Origin of the sequence: Streptomyces sp. NBC_00448 (assembly GCF_036014115.1) — a bacterium.
In the GTDB taxonomy this organism is placed as follows: Bacteria; Actinomycetota; Actinomycetes; order Streptomycetales; family Streptomycetaceae; genus Actinacidiphila.
The window spans coordinates 9280097-9296401 of record NZ_CP107913.1; the positions used below are offsets into that span (position 1 = coordinate 9280097).

Annotated in this window: 14 protein-coding genes; 6 read left to right on the forward strand and 8 right to left on the reverse strand. The window is 73.3% G+C overall.

Going from position 1 to position 16305, the window contains the following annotated elements:
• Positions 1-2: 2 nt before the first annotated feature.
• Positions 3-1340 (reverse strand): ABC transporter substrate-binding protein, encoded by a 1338-nt coding sequence (locus OG370_RS39820; protein ID WP_328473160.1) that lies wholly within the window; start codon positions 1338-1340, stop codon positions 3-5.
• A gap of 341 nt (positions 1341-1681) precedes the next feature.
• Positions 1682-2500, reverse strand: a complete 819-nt coding sequence (locus OG370_RS39825) for an endo alpha-1,4 polygalactosaminidase (RefSeq protein ID WP_443060932.1) — start codon at positions 2498-2500, stop codon at positions 1682-1684.
• Positions 2501-2812: 312 nt separating this feature from the next.
• Here OG370_RS39825 and OG370_RS39830 point away from each other — a divergent pair, with 312 nt between their 5' ends.
• From OG370_RS39830 to OG370_RS39840, 3 genes are all read left to right on the forward strand, one after another.
• A complete protein-coding gene (locus OG370_RS39830) occupies positions 2813-3163 on the forward strand; it encodes a hypothetical protein (protein WP_328473162.1) in 351 nt (116 codons plus the stop codon).
• 70 nt (positions 3164-3233) lie between these two features.
• Positions 3234-4352, forward strand: coding sequence for a P1 family peptidase (locus tag OG370_RS39835; RefSeq protein ID WP_328473164.1), 1119 nt, complete (start codon positions 3234-3236; stop codon positions 4350-4352).
• 222 nt (positions 4353-4574) lie between these two features.
• Positions 4575-5729 (forward strand): AI-2E family transporter, encoded by a 1155-nt coding sequence (locus OG370_RS39840; protein ID WP_328473166.1) that lies wholly within the window; start codon positions 4575-4577, stop codon positions 5727-5729.
• A 45-nt stretch (positions 5730-5774) separates the two neighbouring features.
• Here OG370_RS39840 and OG370_RS39845 read toward each other — a convergent pair whose 3' ends face one another.
• Both OG370_RS39845 and OG370_RS39850 read right to left on the reverse strand, forming a co-directional pair.
• Positions 5775-7064, reverse strand: coding sequence for a low temperature requirement protein A (locus OG370_RS39845; RefSeq protein WP_328473168.1), 1290 nt, complete (start codon positions 7062-7064; stop codon positions 5775-5777).
• Positions 7065-7182: 118 nt separating this feature from the next.
• Positions 7183-8292: an oxidoreductase gene (locus OG370_RS39850; protein WP_328473170.1), complete on the reverse strand. Its 1110-nt coding sequence runs from the start codon at positions 8290-8292 to the stop codon at positions 7183-7185.
• Between the two features lie 62 nt (positions 8293-8354).
• On the opposite strand from OG370_RS39850, the gene OG370_RS39855 reads away from it, so the two are divergent.
• Positions 8355-8759 carry a MerR family transcriptional regulator gene (locus OG370_RS39855; RefSeq protein WP_328473172.1) on the forward strand — a complete coding sequence of 135 codons (405 nt, stop codon included), beginning with the start codon at positions 8355-8357 and terminating at the stop codon, positions 8757-8759.
• A gap of 93 nt (positions 8760-8852) precedes the next feature.
• Here OG370_RS39855 and OG370_RS39860 read toward each other — a convergent pair whose 3' ends face one another.
• Complete coding sequence (locus OG370_RS39860) at positions 8853-9323, reverse strand: MarR family winged helix-turn-helix transcriptional regulator (protein WP_328473174.1); 471 nt, start codon at positions 9321-9323, stop codon at positions 8853-8855.
• Positions 9324-9403: 80 nt separating this feature from the next.
• The gene (locus OG370_RS39865) at positions 9404-10138 is read right to left on the reverse strand and encodes an SDR family oxidoreductase (RefSeq protein WP_328473176.1); all 735 of its coding nucleotides are present in this window, start codon (positions 10136-10138) and stop codon (positions 9404-9406) included.
• 207 nt (positions 10139-10345) lie between these two features.
• Between OG370_RS39865 and OG370_RS39870 the strand changes: the two genes are divergently transcribed.
• Together OG370_RS39870 and OG370_RS39875 are read left to right on the forward strand one after the other, a co-directional pair.
• Positions 10346-11728: a glutamate decarboxylase gene (locus OG370_RS39870; protein WP_328473178.1), complete on the forward strand. Its 1383-nt coding sequence runs from the start codon at positions 10346-10348 to the stop codon at positions 11726-11728.
• Positions 11729-11945: 217 nt separating this feature from the next.
• Positions 11946-12842 carry an ornithine cyclodeaminase family protein gene (locus OG370_RS39875; protein WP_328474852.1) on the forward strand — a complete coding sequence of 299 codons (897 nt, stop codon included), beginning with the start codon at positions 11946-11948 and terminating at the stop codon, positions 12840-12842.
• 120 nt (positions 12843-12962) lie between these two features.
• On the opposite strand, the gene OG370_RS39880 is transcribed toward OG370_RS39875, so the two are convergent.
• Entirely contained in the window at positions 12963-14132 is a 1170-nt protein-coding gene (locus OG370_RS39880) for a S1 family peptidase (protein WP_328473179.1), read from the reverse strand.
• A gap of 288 nt (positions 14133-14420) precedes the next feature.
• On the reverse strand, positions 14421-16199 hold the full coding sequence (locus tag OG370_RS39885) for an SGNH/GDSL hydrolase family protein (RefSeq protein WP_328473181.1): 1779 nt from the start codon (positions 16197-16199) through the stop codon (positions 14421-14423).
• Positions 16200-16305: the final 106 nt, after the last annotated feature.

The window sequence follows — 16305 nt, forward strand, 5'->3', positions numbered from 1 at the left end:
CCTCAGCGCGGGATGAGCAGAGCGGCGTTGGACTGGCGGGCACAGTCGTGCATCGCCTTCGCCGGGGTGGCGCGGCCGAGCAGCACGCTGACGATCGCCTGGCCGAGCGCTGCGGAGATCTGCGGGTAGGCGGCGTGGTTGGGGCGGACCCGGGCGGTCTCCAGGGCCTTGGTGAACACCGTGAGTGCCGCGATCCTGTGGGACTGCGCGATCCACTGCGGTGTCGCCTCGGTGGCCCGGCTCAGCGGCAGGCTGCCGGTCTTGATGCCCCAGCGCACGTCCTGTGCGGGCTGGATCAGCCAGGACACGAAGGTACGGGCGGCGGCCACCCGGGCGGAGCCGTTGTCGAACAGCGTCCAGGTGTCGGGTCCGGCGATGGTGATGGGCTTGCGGCTGTAGCTGGGCAGCGGCACCACCTGGTAGTCGATCTTCGCCTGGATGATGTCGGGCAGCGCCCAGGGGCCGGCGACGACCATGCCCATCCGGCCGGAGTTGTAGACCTGGTACATCTGCTCGCTGCCGGGCTTCGGGTCGACGTAGACACTGCGGTCCTTGGCGAGCGCGGCGACGGTCTCCAGGGCCTTGACCCCGCTGTCGGCGAAGCCGATGCTGTGCCCGTCCGAGGCGACCACCTCGCCGCCCAGGTCCCAGACCATCGGCCACAGCCGCCAGACCGTGTCCTCGTCGCCCACGCCCGGCCAGCCGGTGCCGAACACGCCCGCGCCGGTGTCGCTGAGAGCCTTGGCGGTCTCGGTGAACTCCTGCCAGGTCCAGCCCGGTCGCGGCAGTGCCAGGCCCTTCGCCGCGAACAGTTTCTTGTTGCAGATCACGGCGAGCGAGTCCAGCACGGCGGGCGCGGCGCGGACCCGGCCGTTGACGGTGACGGCGTCGCGGGACGCCGGCCAGAACCGGTTCCACGGTGTCGGCCCGTTCCGCACGGTCGCGGTGAGGTCCACGACCTTCGGGCTGCGCGCGACGCTGGCCAGGTCGGAGCCGAAGATGTAGGCGATGTCCGGATACGAGCCGGACGCCAGGGCCGCGGTGACCTTCTGGAGCATCGAGTCGGACAGCACGCCGCCGCCCGGATCGACCCTGATCGTCGGGTGGGTCCGGTTGAACTCGGCGACGAGCCCCTCGATCGCGGCTCTGCCGACGTCGGTCTGACCGTGCCACAGCTCGACGGTCACCCGGCCGTCCTTGCCGACGCCGTCACCGTCGCCCGCACCGCACGCGGACAGCAGTGGCCCCGCGCCGGCCGCGGCGGCCACCGCGGCGCTGCCGCGCAGCAGGGTGCGGCGCGAGGGCCGGTCGCGCCCGGACGGCGGTTGTGGCCCGGTCATCGGGACCTCCTGGGAGACGGACAAGGCAGGGGCATGGGACACCACCGGATCGCGGAACGGAGCGGACGGGGAGCGGAGGGGACAGGGGAACGGCCGGCGGACGTGCGGAACGCCGCCTGGGGGGAAGCGTGGAGGAAGGATCGGGGGAGGGGACGGCCGGGGGAGCGGCGTGATGAGCGGATGAGCGGGCGCGAGGGCGTACGAGGACGCCAGGGCGAGGGCCGCGAGAGCAGCGGGCGGCAGCGAGAGCGCCGGGGTCGAGCAGGAGCACGAGCAGGAACGGGCGGGCGGCACGCGTGCGGGCGCCGGGGCATCGGCACGCGTGCCGCCCGCCGCGGACGTCAGCAGGTCTGGCGGACGTAGCCCTTGCTGCCGGCCGGAGAGACGTCCAGGTCACGGCGGACGACGCTCAACTCGTCGCCCCAGCCGGAGCACGCCTTCTGCAGCCCCTTCGCGGTGTACTCGATGACGATGACGTGGTCGCCGAACGCGGCGGTGTAGTCGCCGCACTCGTCGTACGTCCCGCACTCCTCCGCGACCGCGAAGTCCAGTCCGGTCTTCGCCCGGTCGCCCGCCAGCTCGGAGGTGTTCTTCTGCGCGATGGCCAGGCCGTCGGCGTGCGCGTGCGCGGACAGCAGGGTGATGTACGCCTCCGCCTCGGCGGAGGTCAGCAGCTTGCCGGAGCGGCTGTAGCTGTCGTAGTTGTCGGGCTCGATCGCCTGGTAGCCCTTGGCCGCGCAGTCGTCGATCCAGCCGTCGACCTTCTCGGCGATCCGCTGCCGCTTGTTCGCGGTGCTGGTGTCGAGCAGCGCCTCGCCCCAGTCCTCGTCGTAGACGACCTTTCCCTTGGCGTCGTGGAGCAGGAGGTCGGAGTCCCAGTCGCCCTCGGCGCCGGGCTGTGCCTGGAACGCGTTGACGTAGCAGATGTTGTACAGCCCGGCGGCGGGCGGGTCGGTGTGGTCGCGGCTGACCACGCTCACCCCGGCGGGCGGGGGGTACGCGCCGCCGATCTGGTAGTCGAAACCGGCGTGGGCCGGCGGCGGTGACACCGCTTCGGACGCCGCGCCGGCCTGGTCCATCGCGAGCGACGGGACGAGTGCGGCGGCCAACAGCGCCGGAAGCGCGGTGAGTCGGAGAGCGGAACCGCGGTCGATGCGCATCATCGAGCTCCTGATGATGGAGGGTACGTCCCCGCCTCGGACCCTGCTCGGTGGTCCTGGCGACTTTGTCCGGGCTTGCGGCGCAACTGCGGGCCGCTTACCGGCTAGGCGTACCTCTGGCGCCGGTACTCGTATTCCAGCGCTTGCCCGGGAGTAAATCGCGCAGATTCCCCCGTGTCAACCGCGCGTTTCTGCGCAGTTGGGGCACATACGAGTCAAGAACGCGCAGCGCGCCCCGAGTTCCGCGCACGGACCCGGCCGATCCCGTGGGGGAAGCGGTGCGTCCACGACGGCTGCGGGAAGGATATGCGTATGGACACGCAGGAGATCTACCGGGACCGCTGGATTCGCTGCATGCCGGACGCCGTGCGCATCCGCGGCTACTACTTCCCGTGGGGCACCAAGACCGTGCGCTACGCCGACATCCGCGACGTGCGGCGGGTGACCCTCGGCCTGTTCAGCGGCCAGGCGCGGATCTGGGGCACGTCGAGCCCGACGATATGGGCCAGCCTGGACCCGGGCCGGCTGGGCAAGAGCGAGGGGCTGCTGCTCGACGTCGGCAAGCACATCCGCCCGTTCATCACCCCGGACGACCCGGCCGCCGTCGAGGCCGCGATCCGCGCCCGTATCGCGCCGGAGCCGGAGACGGATGGCAAGGTGTGAGCGGAGGAGAGGCGCGAGCGGTGGACACGCCCTCGGGGCGACGGCGCGATCGATGGGAGCGGGTGAGGCGATGACCACGGGCGGAGCCGAGCGGCACGGCGCGGTCAACGCGCTCACCGACATCGCCGGCCTGCGGGTCGGCCACGCGCAGCGCGCCGGCGACGGGTGGCTCACCGGCACCACTGTGGTGCTGGCCCCCGAGGGCGGCGCCGTCACCGCCGTGGACGTGCGCGGCGGCGGCCCGGGCACCCGCGAGACCGACGCGCTCGACCCGCGCAACCTCGTCCAGAGCGTCGAGGCGATCGTGCTGACCGGCGGCAGCGCCTACGGCCTCGACGCGGCCGGCGGGGTGATGGCATGGCTGGAGGAGCAGGGGCGCGGCTTCCGCGTCGGCGGCCCCGGCCAGGTGGTGCCGGTGGTGCCGGCCGCCGCGCTGTTCGACCTCGGCCGCGGCGGCGACTGGTCGGCCCGCCCGGACCGGGAGATGGGCCGGACGGCGGTGGAGGCGGCCGCCGCGACGCCGGAGGGCGCGCCGGTCGCGCAGGGCTGCGTCGGCGCCGGAACCGGCGCGGTCGCCGGCGGTCTCAAGGGCGGCGTCGGCACCGCGAGCACCGTCCTGCCCGCCGGGACCACGGTGGCCGCGCTCGCCGCGGTGAACTCCTCCGGGTCGGTGGCCGACCCCGACACCGGCGCCCTGTGGGGCGCCCTCCCGCGGTGGGCCGACGAGTTCGGAGTCGACGGCTCGCCGCTGCCCGCGGCCGTCCGCGACCGGGGCCGGCAGCGGTTGGCCGCCGCGGCACGGCGGCCGCCGCTGAACACCACGCTCGCCGTGGTCGCCACCGACGCCGTACTGACCCGCGCGCAGGCGCAGAAGCTCGCCGGCACCGCCCACGACGGGCTGGCCCGCGCGGTCCGCCCGGTGCACCTGCTCTCCGACGGCGACACGGTCTTCGCGCTGGCCACCGGACGGCGGCCGCTGCTGACGCCGGACGCCCTCACGACCACGGACCCGGCCTTCGGCGTCCATCTGGCGGCGGGCGCCCTCGACGCCGTCCTCGCGGCGGGCGCCGACGTCCTCACCCGCGCCGTGCTGCACGCCGTGCTGTCCGCGGAGGGCGTGCGCGGGCCGGGCGGCGACTTCCCCGCCTACCGCGAGCTGTACGAGATCCCTCGGGCGGACGGCGGCTGACACCGGTCGCCGGCACCGGGCGGTGGGCCCGTTCGCCGGCACCGTTCGCGACCCTGCCGCCCGATCGGCGCCCATCGGTTCCGCCGACCAGGGGGCACGGGGCGGCAGTGGGTGACGCGGCGGCGCCGGCGCCGTTGGTACGGGTGGACGCGCGGGCGGCGCCACCGCACCACCCGCGCGCACCGGTCCGTGCGGTCCACCGTCGCGAGGGAGCCCCCTGCCATGACCGACCTGCCCGCCGACACCGCGCTGCCGCCGGCGCCGGCCGCTCCCGCGATCGGCTCCTCCTCCACGTCGTCCGCTTCCTCCGCCTCCTCCCGCCGGCCGCGGGTGGGCGCGGTCCTCCCGGCGGTCCGCCGCTCCTGGTTCGGCGTCGGCTTCGGCACCGGTCTCGGCGCGGTGCTCGCCTGGATGCTGGTGCGGACCGTGCTGCGGATGAGCGAGCTGCTGACGCTGCTGCTGCTCGCGGTCTTCATCGCGGTCAGCCTGGAACCGGTCGTGGCGTGGCTGTGCCGGCGCGGGATGCGCCGGGGGCTCTCGGTGGCGACGGTGGCGGCCGGGCTCGCCGGAGTCCTGGCGGGCTTCGTGGCACTGGTGATCCCGCCGGTCAGCGCCGCGATCACCGCGCTCACCGACGACGTGCCGCGCTGGCGCAGCCAACTGCACGACCACCACACCACCTTGGGCCGCCTGGAGGAGCACTACCACGTCATCGAGAAAGTCCGGCAGCGACTCGGCTCCGGCGGGGGCGCGTCCGAGATCGCCGGGGGAGTGCTCGGCGCCGGGCAGCTCGTGGTGAGCGCGGTGGCCTCCACCGCGATCGTCATCACCGTCACCCTCTACGTGATGGTGGCCCTGCCGACGATCAAACGGTTCTGCTACCGCTTCGTGCCCGGCACCCGCCGGACCAGGGCCGAGTCGGTGAGCGAGGAGATCCTCAGCCGGGTCGGCCGCTTCATGCTGGGCAACGTCGCCACCTCGGCGATCGCCGGCGCCGCCACCGTCATCTGGTGCGAGACCACCGGCGTGCCCTACCCGGCCGCCCTCGGCTTCTTCGTCGCCCTCATGGACATGGTGCCGGTGATCGGCTCGACCATCGGCGGGGTCGCGGTCAGCCTGGTCGCCCTGTCGGTGTCCCTGCCCGTGGCCCTGGCCACCGCTGCGTTCTCGATCGCCTTCCGCGTCGCCGAGGACTACCTGATCATGCCGCGGGCGATGAAGTTCGCGGTGGACGTCCACCCGGTCGTCACCGTCGTCGCGGTCCTGATCGGGGGGAGCCTGCTCGGCATCGTCGGCGGGCTGGTGGCGATCCCCGCGGCGGTGGCGCTGGGCATCGTCCTCGACGAGTACGTCTTCCCGCGCACCGACCGGGCGTGAGCGGACCGGGCGGCGTCCTCGAGGTGCCCTCCGCCCGGCACCGCCTCAGCCCTCGTCCCGCCGGGCGAGGTCGTCGAGCATCCGCCGCTGGTGGCGGTGGCCGACCGTCTCGTACCCGACGACCGTCACGAACGGCGCGAGCATCACCACCAGCAGGCACACCGACAGCGCGGCACCGGCCGCGGCCAGGGCCACCGCCGCGACGAGGACGACCAGCGTGAGGGAGATCAGCAGCAGGTGGAAGCGGTCCCGGGCGGACAGCAGCAGCGCGTGCAGCAGGTAGATCGTCAGCACGTACACGCCGACCGGCAGCGCCAGCGCCAGCACCACCGCGGTCGAGCTCAGCTCCGAGTGGTGCTCCAGGTACAGCCCGGCGACGTGCAGCCCGGCGCCCGCCCCGGCGATCCCGAGGAAGACGGGGATGTGCCCGTACCCGAAGAGGTAGCCGCGGCTGCGGCGGTGCACCAGGATGTCGCCGAACGGGGTGGCGAAGTACACCCACCACATCCCGAAGGTCAGCCCGACGCCGGCGACCACGACGGCCACCGCGGTGCCGGTCCAGTGCGTGCCGTCCGCGCCGCCGAGCAGACCGCCGGACGACGCGACGGTGCCGACCACACCCTCGCCCAGCGTGATGATCGCGAACAGGCTGTACCGCTCCGCGACATGGTGCGGGTGCCAGGGTGTGCCGCCGGCGCCGCCCTGGCCGAGCACCGGCAGCATCAGCTCCAGCGCCGCCAGCACGACGAAGACCGTGAAGACGGCGGCGCGCGGCAGATGCGTGAACGCGATCACCGTCCAGGCGGCCTGGACGGTCACCGTCCAGCGGATCATGGCCATGCCGACGTCGTGGAAGGGCGGCGAGTCGCGGGCCGCGCGCCACCACTGGAGCACCATCGCGACGCGCATCACCACGTATCCGACGACCATCGCGCGCAGTTCGAGGCGGCCGCCGTCCTCGACGGAGTGGAACAACGCCGGCAGGCCGAGCGCGAACACCACGACGCCGATCATCTGCACCATGGTCAGCGCCCGGTAGAGCCAGTCGTCGGTGCCGAACGCGGACGCGAACCAGCTGAAGCTGATCCACGCGATGCAGATCGCGACCATCGCCAGCACGAACGCGGCGACCGCCTGCGCGGCATGCCCCGCGGCGAGCATCTCGGCGAACTGCTCGGCCGCGGTGCCGACGGCGACCACGAACGTCAGGTCGAGCAGGAGTTCCAGCGGGGTGGAGACCCGGCCGTGCTGCTCGGGGTCGCGGCCGGTCATCGGCACCCGCTGATGCGCCACCCTGCCGGTTCCTGGGGTGCTGCCGGGTTCGGAGTCGGTCATGCCCAGCATGATGCCGGACGCGACCGCCGTTCCCGGGTCAGCCCGCGGTCCCTTGCGGCGCCGGGGGAGCGGCCGCCCGCACGTCCGCACGTCCGAACGTCCTTGTGGCGGACCGGTGTCACGCCACGGGCGGGTGGAACGGGTAGTCGGTGTAGCCGGTCGCCCCGCCCACGTACATCAGGTACCGGTCCCGTACGGGATTGACGGGGGCGCCGGTGCGGAGGCGCTCGACCAGGTCGGGGTTGGCGAGGAAGGGGCGGCCGAGGGCGATGAGGTCGGCGCCGGCGGCGAGCAGGAGTTCGGCCGCGTGCCGGCCGCCGTCCGCGGGGAGCCGGTCGGCGGGCAGGAGCGGGTTGGCGATGAGCGTGCCCGGCCACTGCTCGCGGATGTCCCGGTAGACCGCGGCGCCGGGCTCGGCGAAGCCGACATGGAGGTAGGCCAGGCCGTGGCCGGCCAGGGCGGAGACGAGCGCCGGGTACAGCGCGCCGGTGTCGTCGCCCTCGTCGATGCCGTTGACGGCGCGCCCGGGGGAGATCCGCAGCCCGGTGCGCCGCGGGCCGATCGCGGCGGCGACGGCCTCGGTCACCGCGACGGTGAAGCGGATACGGTTCGCCACGCCGCCGCCCCACGCGTCGGTGCGGTGGTTGGTGTTGGGGGACAGGAACTGGTGCAGCAGGTAGCCGTTGGCGCTGTGCACCTCGACGCCGTCGAAGCCCGCGGCCACGGCGTTGCGGGCGGCGGCGGCGAAGTCGGCCACGGTGGCGCCGATGTCGTGCGGCGTCATCTCGCGGGGGACGGGCGCGGGCCGCTTCCCGGCGGGGGTGTGCAGGAGTTCGGGCAGCGCGACCGGCGACGGCGCGAGCGGGGTGTGGCCGCTGGTGTCGGGGTGGCCGACCCGGCCGCCGTGCTGGATCTGCAGGAACATCGGTCCGCCGCCGGCCGCGCGCACCGCCTCGGTGACCCGGCGCCACCCGGCCACCTGCGCACCGTCGTGGATGCCGGTGGTGTTCGGGTACGTCCGGCCGACCGCGTTCGGGGTGGTGGCCTCGGCGACGATCAGGCCCGCGGTCGCGCGCTGGGCGTAGTAGGTCGCCATGAGGGCGGTCGGGACGCCCTCGGCGGTGGCCCGGTTGCGGGTCATCGGCGCCATCACCAGGCGGTTGGCGAGCCGGAGGCCGCCGAGGGAGGTGGGCGCGAAGAGGTGCGGCGTCGTTCGGGTGTCGGTCATGGCGGCCACGCTAGGAGTTAGCATCGGTGTCAGATTCAACCGGGAAGAGTGTGAGGTGCGTCATGCGGATCGGTGAGCTGGCCAGGTGCACGGGGGTCAGCGAGCGGTCCCTGCGGTACTACGAGCAGCAGGGGTTGCTCAGCGCCGACCGCACGCCCGGCGGGCACCGCGAGTACGCCGAGAGCGCGGTGGACCGCGTCGTCCGCATCCAGCAGCTCTACTCGGCCGGGCTGTGCAGCGCCAAGATCGTGCAGCTGCTTCCGTGCATGCGGGACGCGGACGGCGGCCCCTGCGAGTCCGCCGGAACCCAACTGGTCGCCGACCTCACGGTGGAGCGCGACCGCATCGACCGGATGATCGACGACCTGCGCCGCTCCCGCGCCGTACTCGACGACGTGATCGCCGCGGCAGCCTCCACAACGCCCCCGGCGCCCCCCGCGAACCCGGGAGCCCCGCAGGGGAGTTGACGTTTCGGCGGGGCGCGTACGGTACGCCGGGCCGGCTCGCGCCGCAGCGGGTTGGCGGGTGGCGGGTCGTCCCGTGGCCCGGGTCCGCCCGGGTCATCCCTCGGGCGTGGCCTGCCCGCTCTGGGCCGTGTCGGCTGCGAGGAGGCGGACGAGGAGTTCGGTGAGCTGCCGTAGGTCGTCGGCGGGGAGGGTGCCGACGGCCGCGGGTGGGCGCAGCAGGATGGCGTCGGCGGTGGCCAGCGCGTCGTGCCCGGCGGCCGTGAGCGTGACGAGTTTGCGGCGCCGGTCGCCGGGGTGCGGGCGGCGCTCGACCAGGCCGTGGGCCTCCAACTTGTCGACGATGAGCGTCGCGTAGGGGGCGTCGACGCCGTTGGCCGCGGCGAGCTGGCTGAGGGTGCGCGGTCCCTCGCGGAGCTGGAAGAGGATCTTGCCGCGACCGCCGCCGAGCCGGAAGCCGAGCGCTTCGGCGAGCTCGCCGTGGCGGTTGTGGGCCTCGACGAAGCGCTGCATCAGGGCCCAGACCTGCCCGCCGGGGTCGGTGGATCGTATCGAGGAGCCTGCCATCGGTCGTGTCTCCCGCGTTCTTCAGTGCTGTGGCGGCCCGAGCCGCCGCGCCGTGTGCCCGGCCTGCTGCGGCGCCGCGTTCACCACGCCACCGTACGGCCGAGGTAGTCGACGTAGTGCAGGCCGGGCGCGCCCTGGAGGGAGTCGAGCGTCCTGACGACGTTCGGGATGCTCTCGTCGACGCTGAGCCGGCCGTCCGGGCCGCCGACCCCGATCCGCACCCAGCCGGGGGCCATCAGCACCAGGGTCCGCTGCTGGCCGGCGTGCCGTGCCGCGTAGCTGCGCATGAACGTGTTGAGCGCGGCCTTGCTGCCGCGGTACACCTCGTGGCCGCCGCGCTCGTTGTTGGCCACGCTGCCCTGACCCGACGACATCACCCCGATCGTGCCGTCGGGCTCGACGTGGTCCTGGAGCGCCTCGATGACGCGTATCGGGCCCAGCGCGTTGGTGACCATGACCCGGTTGAACTCGTCGGTCGCGGTCTGCGCCACCGTCCCCTCCGGCTGGTTGGTGACCCCCGCGTTCACGAAGAGCAGGTCGAACCGCCGGTCCGCCAACCGCTCGTGCAGCGCCGCGATCCGCGCCGGCTCGGTGACGTCGACCGTCTCGATCTCGATCCGCCCCGCGGAGCCCTCGGCGAGGTCGTGCAGCTCGGTCCGGCCCGACCCCCGCACGGTCGCCACGACCCGCCGCCCACCGCGAGCCCACTCCCGGGCCAGCGCGAGCCCCAGCCCCCGGGACGCGCCGATCAACAGCACCCGCCCGCCCGCCTCCTCCGACTCGCCGGAGTGCGGTCCCGAATTAGTTGTAGTCATAGCAACAATTGTGTTCCCTACAACCAATCCGGTCAACCACCTTCCGCGCAACCGCACCTCGCCCATGCGCTGCCCCGCCCCGAGTACGTCCTCGCCACCGATCACCCGGACGGCTCCTGGCCGGTGGTCCGGTCAGCACCGGCGCGTCCCGGCGTCGAACACCCGGGCGGGGCTGGCATGCTGGGCCGCTGAAGTCAGACAGTCGACATGGGAGTGATCGTGGTACACCGTCACGACAGCAGCGAAGCGCTGATCGACCCGGCCTACACCACGCGCCTGGGGTGCATACAGGTGCCGAAGAACAGGCTGCCCGATCAGGAGACGGCGCCCCAGGCGGCGTACCGCATGATCCACGACGAGCTCCTGCTGGACGGAAGTTCACGGCTGAACATGGCCACGTTCGTGACGACGTGGATGGACCCCGAGGCCGAGAAGCTCATGGCCGAGACGTTCGACAAGAACATGATCGACAAGGACGAGTACCCGCAGACCGCGGAGATCGAGCGCCGCTGCGTCAACATCGTCGCGAACCTCTTCCACGCGCCCTCCTCGGGCGACGCGATCGGCGTGTCGACCATAGGCTCCTCCGAGGCGGTCATGCTCGGCGGTCTCGCCATGAAGTGGAAGTGGCGCCAGCGCCGCCAGGCGGCCGGGCTCCCCGCGGACCGCCCGAACCTGGTGATGGGCTCCAACGTCCAGGTGGTGTGGGAGAAGTTCTGCCGCTACTGGGACGTCGAGCCCCGCTACGTGCCCATGGCCGCCGACCGGTTCACCGTCGACGCCGACGAGACCATGTCGTACGTGGACGAGAACACCATCGGCGTCGTGCCGATCCTGGGCACCACCCACACCGGCGAGTTCGAGCCGATCAAGGACATCCACGACAGGGTCGTGGCCTACAACGCCGAGCACGACACGGACATCGCGATCCACGTCGACGCCGCGTCGGGCGGCTTCGTCGCCCCCTTCCTCCACCCCGACCTGGAATGGGACTTCCGGCTCCCGCAGGTGAAGTCGATCAACGTCTCCGGCCACAAGTACGGCCTCACCTACCCGGGCATAGGGTTCGTCGTGTGGCGCTCCGCCGAGGACCTGCCCGAGGACCTCGTCTTCCACGTGAACTACCTGGGCGGCGACATGCCGACCTTCACCCTCAACTTCTCCCGCCCCGGCAACCAGGTCGTCGGCCAGTACTACAACTTTGTACGCCTCGGCCGGGAGGGCTACACCAAGGTCATGGAAGGGCTGCGGGACACCGCGCACTTCCTCGCCGACGGCATCGCGAAACTCGACGCCTTCGACGTGATCAGCGACGGCACCGACATCCCCGTCGTCTCGTTCAAGCTCAACGACCCGAGCAGGTTCACCGTCTTCCACGTCTCCGACGAACTGCGCCGCGACGGCTGGCAGGTGCCCGCGTACACCATGCCGCCCAACGCCGAGGAGATCGCCGTCCTGCGCATCGTGGTCCGCGAGGGCTTCAGCCGCGACCTCGCCGAATCCCTCCTGGCCACCCTCGCCAAGGCCGTCGACCGCCTCACCACCACCCCGCCCGCCCACGAGGCCGGTTCCGGCTTCGCCCACACCTGACCGACCACGGGTTCCGCAGGGCACCCGGGCCGGGCCGCTCAGCACCGGCCGGCCCGGCAGCCTTGCGACCAAGGGCTGAGCGGCGTCGGTCGTTCGGCGGATGCGCCGACCGCCGTGGAGTCGACAGTGTGGTGCCCCGGCTCAGCTCTCCGGCTCGGCGCTCGGCTCGGCTCGCCGGGCGCTCAGCCCTCCGGGAAAGGCGTGATCGGTGTCCCCCATGGTGTTCGACGACGACGATGTCCGCGACCGGCTCGACGCGGCGACGACCGTCCGGGTCATGCGGTCGGCGCTGGTGGCCCACCATGACGGCGCCCTCCGCGCGCCGCCGCGGGTGCGCGCCGACCTCGGCGCGGGGGACCTGGTCTTCACCGCCGGGTGCCTGCCCGCCCAGGGGCTGTTCGGCTTTCGCGCGTACGACACGTTCGCCGGGGCCGAGCAGTTGGTCGCCGTGTGGGACGCCGCGGACGGCACGCTGCGCGCCCTCGTGCACGGCGCGGAACTCGGCGCGCGGCGGACCGGGGCGATCGGCGCCCTCGCGGTGGACGTGGCGGCCGGGCCCGGACCCGTTCGGGTCGGACTGGTCGGCACGGGCACGCAGGCGTGGGCGCAACTGTGGGCGGTCCGCGCGGTCCGTCCGCTCGAAGCCGTCACCGTGGCGGCCCGCGACCTGCGGCGCGCCGAGGAGTTCGCGCGCCGTGCCACCGGGGAACTCGGTGTCGCCGTCCGCGCGGTGGCCCGGGTCGAGGACGCGGTACGTGAGCGCGAGGTGGTGATCGTGGCGACCTCCAGCGCGGTGCCCGTACTGGAGGCCGACTGGATCGCGCCGGGCACGCATGTGACCACGGTCGGCCCCAAGACCGTCTCCCGGCACGAGCTGCCCGCGTCGTTGGTGGACCGGGCCGAGGTGGTCCTCACGGACTCCCTTGCCCAGGCGGGCGGTTACGCCGAGGCGCACCTGTTTCCCACCGACCGGATGGTGGAGCTCGGCGCGGTGCTGGCTTGCGCGGCGACCGGCCGTACCGGCCCGGACCAGATCACGGTCTTCTGCTCGGTCGGTCTGGCCGGCACGGAGGTCGCGCTCGCCGCGGCGCTGTGCGAGGCCCCCGCGCGGTAGGCGCCGCACCCGGGCAATGGAGCCGCGCGACCCCCCGTGATGAGCGCCGACGGCCCGCCCCGGGGTATGGGGGCCCGGGGCGGGCCTGGGGTGGTGCAGGCGGTGCGGGCGGTGCCGGAGTCAGCTGGTCTGGAGGGTCAGACCGTACGCGGACAGGATCGGGTTGACCGGCTGGAACCAGGTCTCACCCCCGGAGGTGCAGTCGCCGTAGCCGCCGGAGGTCACCCCCTGGGCCTGGTCGCCGCTGATGAACGAGCCGCCGGAGTCGCCCGGTTCGGCGCAGACGTTGGTCTCGGTGAGCCCGTAGACGCTGCCCTCGCTGTAGTTGACGGTCTCGTTCGTGCCGAGGATCGTCCCGCAGTGCCAGTGCGTGGTGGAGCCCGAACGGCACACCGAGGAGCCGACCGGGGCCACGTTGGAACCGTGCACCAGCACGTCGGAGACCGTGCCCCAGCCGAGCACGACGTTCACCGTCCACCAGCCGCTGCCGACGTTGACCCAGGAGTAGTCGTTGCCCGGGAAGGTGCCGGCCTGGAAGTCGCCGACGTAGGAGCCGTCCCAGCCGTAGACCGCCGCGCCCTGCTGGGAGCAGTGGCCCGCGGTGACGAAGCCGCCGATCACCGAGAAGCCGATCGAGCAGCGGATGCCGTGGCTGGTGAAGGGGTCGCCGCCGACCGTGCCCGCTGACAGCGTTGTCGGAGCCGCGGCGGTCGTGGTCCGTACCGTGACGGCCCGCGCGGTGTCGCCCCGCTCGGCCCTGGCGACGAACGCGCGCACCGCCGCGTCCTGCGCCTGGTCGGCGCGCACGTCGATCACGACCTGGTCGGACTGCAGGTCCACGCCCCAACTGCTCACCCCCGCCGGGGCCTTGTGCTGCCTGGCCAGCGTGTCGATCGCGGACTTCGCCGCGTCGAGCTGCTCGGCGGTGCGGGCGACGACCTTGGTGGTGGCGCCGGTCTTCGCGACGGCCGCCGCCGCGTGCGCGTCGGTGACGGCGACCACGAGCTTCCCGTCGGCCTGGTCGAACCACGAACCGCCGTACGAACTCCCCGCGGCCTTCCGTGCCTTGGGGCTGAGGGTGGTCGCGGCGGCCTGCTGCCGCAGCCGCTGGTGGGCCTGGGTCGGGGTGAGGCCCAGGTCGTGGACCATCGCCGTCAGTACGGCGTCGGAGGCGTCCGCGCGGCTGCCGGCGGCCGGGGCGGCACTGGCCGTCATGGCACCGGCGCCGGTGAGGGCGGTCGCGACGAGCAGGGCGGACAGGCCCACTATCGTGCCGATTCTGCGTCTCATGACACTTCTTTCTTCCGTCCGGGGGGAGTGAGACCGAAGCGCGCGAGAGAGCGCTCTCGCGTGGTGCGGGGTCATCGTAGGACCAAAAGAATGCCATGTACAGGTCAAGTTGATATCGGGCGGGAGCGGGCGCCCGGTTCGGGCCGCGGCTCCCGCGCCCGGTCGTCGTCGGTGCCTTTGACCTGCCCGAACGGGGCGCCCCCGCCGGTGTGGTGGGGGCGCCCCGTGCCCGTTGCGACGCGACGTGAGGCGCGTGGTGTGGGGCGTGTGGTGCGAACGGGTCTTCGCTCAGAGGCTGTTGAGGTCGATGGCGTCCGCCATGGCCTGGTAGCCCGCTCCGTCGGGGTGCAGGTGGTCGCCGGAGTCGTACTGCGGGAGCATCGTCTCCGGGTCGGCCGGGTTGCGGACGGCGGCGTCGAAGTCGACCCACGCGTCGAAGGCGCCGTCGTTGTGGCGGATGAAGTCGTTGATGCCGTCGCGCGCCGCGGCCCGGCTCGGGGTGGTGCAGCCGCAGCCCCCGGTCGGCGTGAGGGTGCCGACCACGACCCGCAGCCCGTACGCGTGCAGCGTCGCGGCGACCTGCTTCAGGCCGGCGATCACGTCGGCGGCCGAGGCGTCGGAGTCGACGTCGTTGATGCCCTCCAGGACGACGACGGTGCGCACACCGGCCTGGCTGAGGACGTCGCGGTCGAGCCGGGCGGTCGCCTTGACGCCCCCGGTGCCGGTGTTCGGCAGGCCGTTGAACAGGTCGGTGAGCACCTTGTTGCCGCTGATCCCCTCGTCGGCGACGGCCGGTGCCTTCGGGCCGTCCTTGGCGAGCAGGCGCCGCGCGAGGTAGTTCGGCCAGCGCTGGTTGCCGTTGACCGTGGACGTGTAGCCGTCGGTGATCGAGTCGCCGAGGGCGACGACGGTGCGGTGCGAGGGGCCGGTGACCTCGATGCCGGACAGCACCGTCCAGAAGTCGAAGAGGTTGTGCACGGGGAAGTCGGCGCCGTCGGCCGCGTCGTCGGTGCCGCCGTCGTCGGTCGAGTACATGTCCTGCAGGCCCAGGCTGTGCGTCGCGGCGAACTGGACGGTGCCCGGCAGGTAGAGGCTGACCAGCAGGTCGCTGTCGGCCGGCACGGCGAAGGGCAGCGGGTCGCTGTACGCCTGCCCGCCGGCCGGCATCGTGACCGTCTGCCTGCCGCCGAAGGTGAGCGAGACAGGGGTGGCGGCCGGCACCGCGCCGGACGCGCGCACCGCGATCGTCGCGTGGCCCACCGTCAGCGGCTTGGGCCCGAAGGCGTTGTCGAGCCTGATCCGCACCCGGTTGCCGCCCACGCTGGTGTGCTCCACCATCCGCAGGGTGCGGTCGGTCCACACGGACGGCGCCAGGCCGTCGTCGACGGCCGCGGACCAGGTGGCGGTCCACCCGGCCGGCACCGGCCGCAACCCGAGCGCGAACACGTGCAGTTCGGGCGCCGCGGCGCCGTCCGGCCCCGCGACCGTGGGCAGCGTCACCGCGGCCGGCCGCTTGCGGGCGTCGAGCGGCACCGACACCGCGTAGAGCTTCACGTCCAACGCGGTCGGGCCCGCCGGGGTGTTGCGGTGCGAGGTGCGCACCGCCATGGCGTCGCTCGGCCCGCTGTACCAGTCCGGCGCGCTCAACCGGTAGCTCTGCCTGCTGCCGTCGGCGTAGCTGATCGTGCCGGCGCCGGCGGCGTCCGCGGCCGTGCCGGTGACCAGGAACGTCAGCGCCGATCCGGCGCCGTGCAGGGCGATGCGCTGACCGTCGGCGATGACGTTGTCGGGCCGGCCGGGGGCGGTGCCCGGCATGGTGAGCCGGGTCCCGCCGACGGTGACGGCGGCGCCGGGACCCCAGCCGGCCGCCGCCAGGTCCTCGGCGACGAAGCTGTTGCCCAGGCCGTCGAGATCCGCCGAGGCGGGCGCGGCGGCCGCGCTGATACCGGTGTTGTCGAACGAGGCGGCGAGACTCGCGTAGTGCGGGGCGCCGGCCGGACCGGCCGCCGCTGCCGGTGGTGCCATGACGGCGACCAGCGCGGCGACCGGGAGGACGACCGCTGACATGATCCTTTTCAACTCACGCTCCTGACGGGTGATCCGGTGGGGGGGCGAGGTGCGAGGAGGTGCGGGTGCGGATATCGGTACGGGTACGGGCGAGGTGGGGCTGAGG

What these genes read in the sequence shown, in the direction of transcription:
- OG370_RS39860 (WP_328473174.1), bottom strand. Translation starts at nt 9,323, where the DNA reads ATGGCAGGCTCCTCGATACGATCCACCGACCCCGGCGGGCAGGTCTGG.
- OG370_RS39870 (WP_328473178.1), top strand. Translation starts at nt 10,346, where the DNA reads ATGGGAGTGATCGTGGTACACCGTCACGACAGCAGCGAAGCGCTGATC.
- OG370_RS39830 (WP_328473162.1), top strand. Translation starts at nt 2,813, where the DNA reads ATGGACACGCAGGAGATCTACCGGGACCGCTGGATTCGCTGCATGCCG.
- OG370_RS39875 (WP_328474852.1), top strand. Translation starts at nt 11,946, where the DNA reads ATGGTGTTCGACGACGACGATGTCCGCGACCGGCTCGACGCGGCGACG.
- OG370_RS39835 (WP_328473164.1), top strand. Translation starts at nt 3,234, where the DNA reads ATGACCACGGGCGGAGCCGAGCGGCACGGCGCGGTCAACGCGCTCACC.
- OG370_RS39885 (WP_328473181.1), bottom strand. Translation starts at nt 16,199, where the DNA reads ATGTCAGCGGTCGTCCTCCCGGTCGCCGCGCTGGTCGCCGTCATGGCA.
- OG370_RS39825 (WP_443060932.1), bottom strand. Translation starts at nt 2,500, where the DNA reads ATGCGCATCGACCGCGGTTCCGCTCTCCGACTCACCGCGCTTCCGGCG.
- OG370_RS39845 (WP_328473168.1), bottom strand. Translation starts at nt 7,064, where the DNA reads ATGACCGACTCCGAACCCGGCAGCACCCCAGGAACCGGCAGGGTGGCG.
- OG370_RS39865 (WP_328473176.1), bottom strand. Translation starts at nt 10,138, where the DNA reads ATGACTACAACTAATTCGGGACCGCACTCCGGCGAGTCGGAGGAGGCG.
- OG370_RS39850 (WP_328473170.1), bottom strand. Translation starts at nt 8,292, where the DNA reads ATGACCGACACCCGAACGACGCCGCACCTCTTCGCGCCCACCTCCCTC.
- OG370_RS39840 (WP_328473166.1), top strand. Translation starts at nt 4,575, where the DNA reads ATGACCGACCTGCCCGCCGACACCGCGCTGCCGCCGGCGCCGGCCGCT.
- OG370_RS39820 (WP_328473160.1), bottom strand. Translation starts at nt 1,340, where the DNA reads ATGACCGGGCCACAACCGCCGTCCGGGCGCGACCGGCCCTCGCGCCGC.
- OG370_RS39855 (WP_328473172.1), top strand. Translation starts at nt 8,355, where the DNA reads ATGCGGATCGGTGAGCTGGCCAGGTGCACGGGGGTCAGCGAGCGGTCC.
- OG370_RS39880 (WP_328473179.1), bottom strand. Translation starts at nt 14,132, where the DNA reads ATGAGACGCAGAATCGGCACGATAGTGGGCCTGTCCGCCCTGCTCGTC.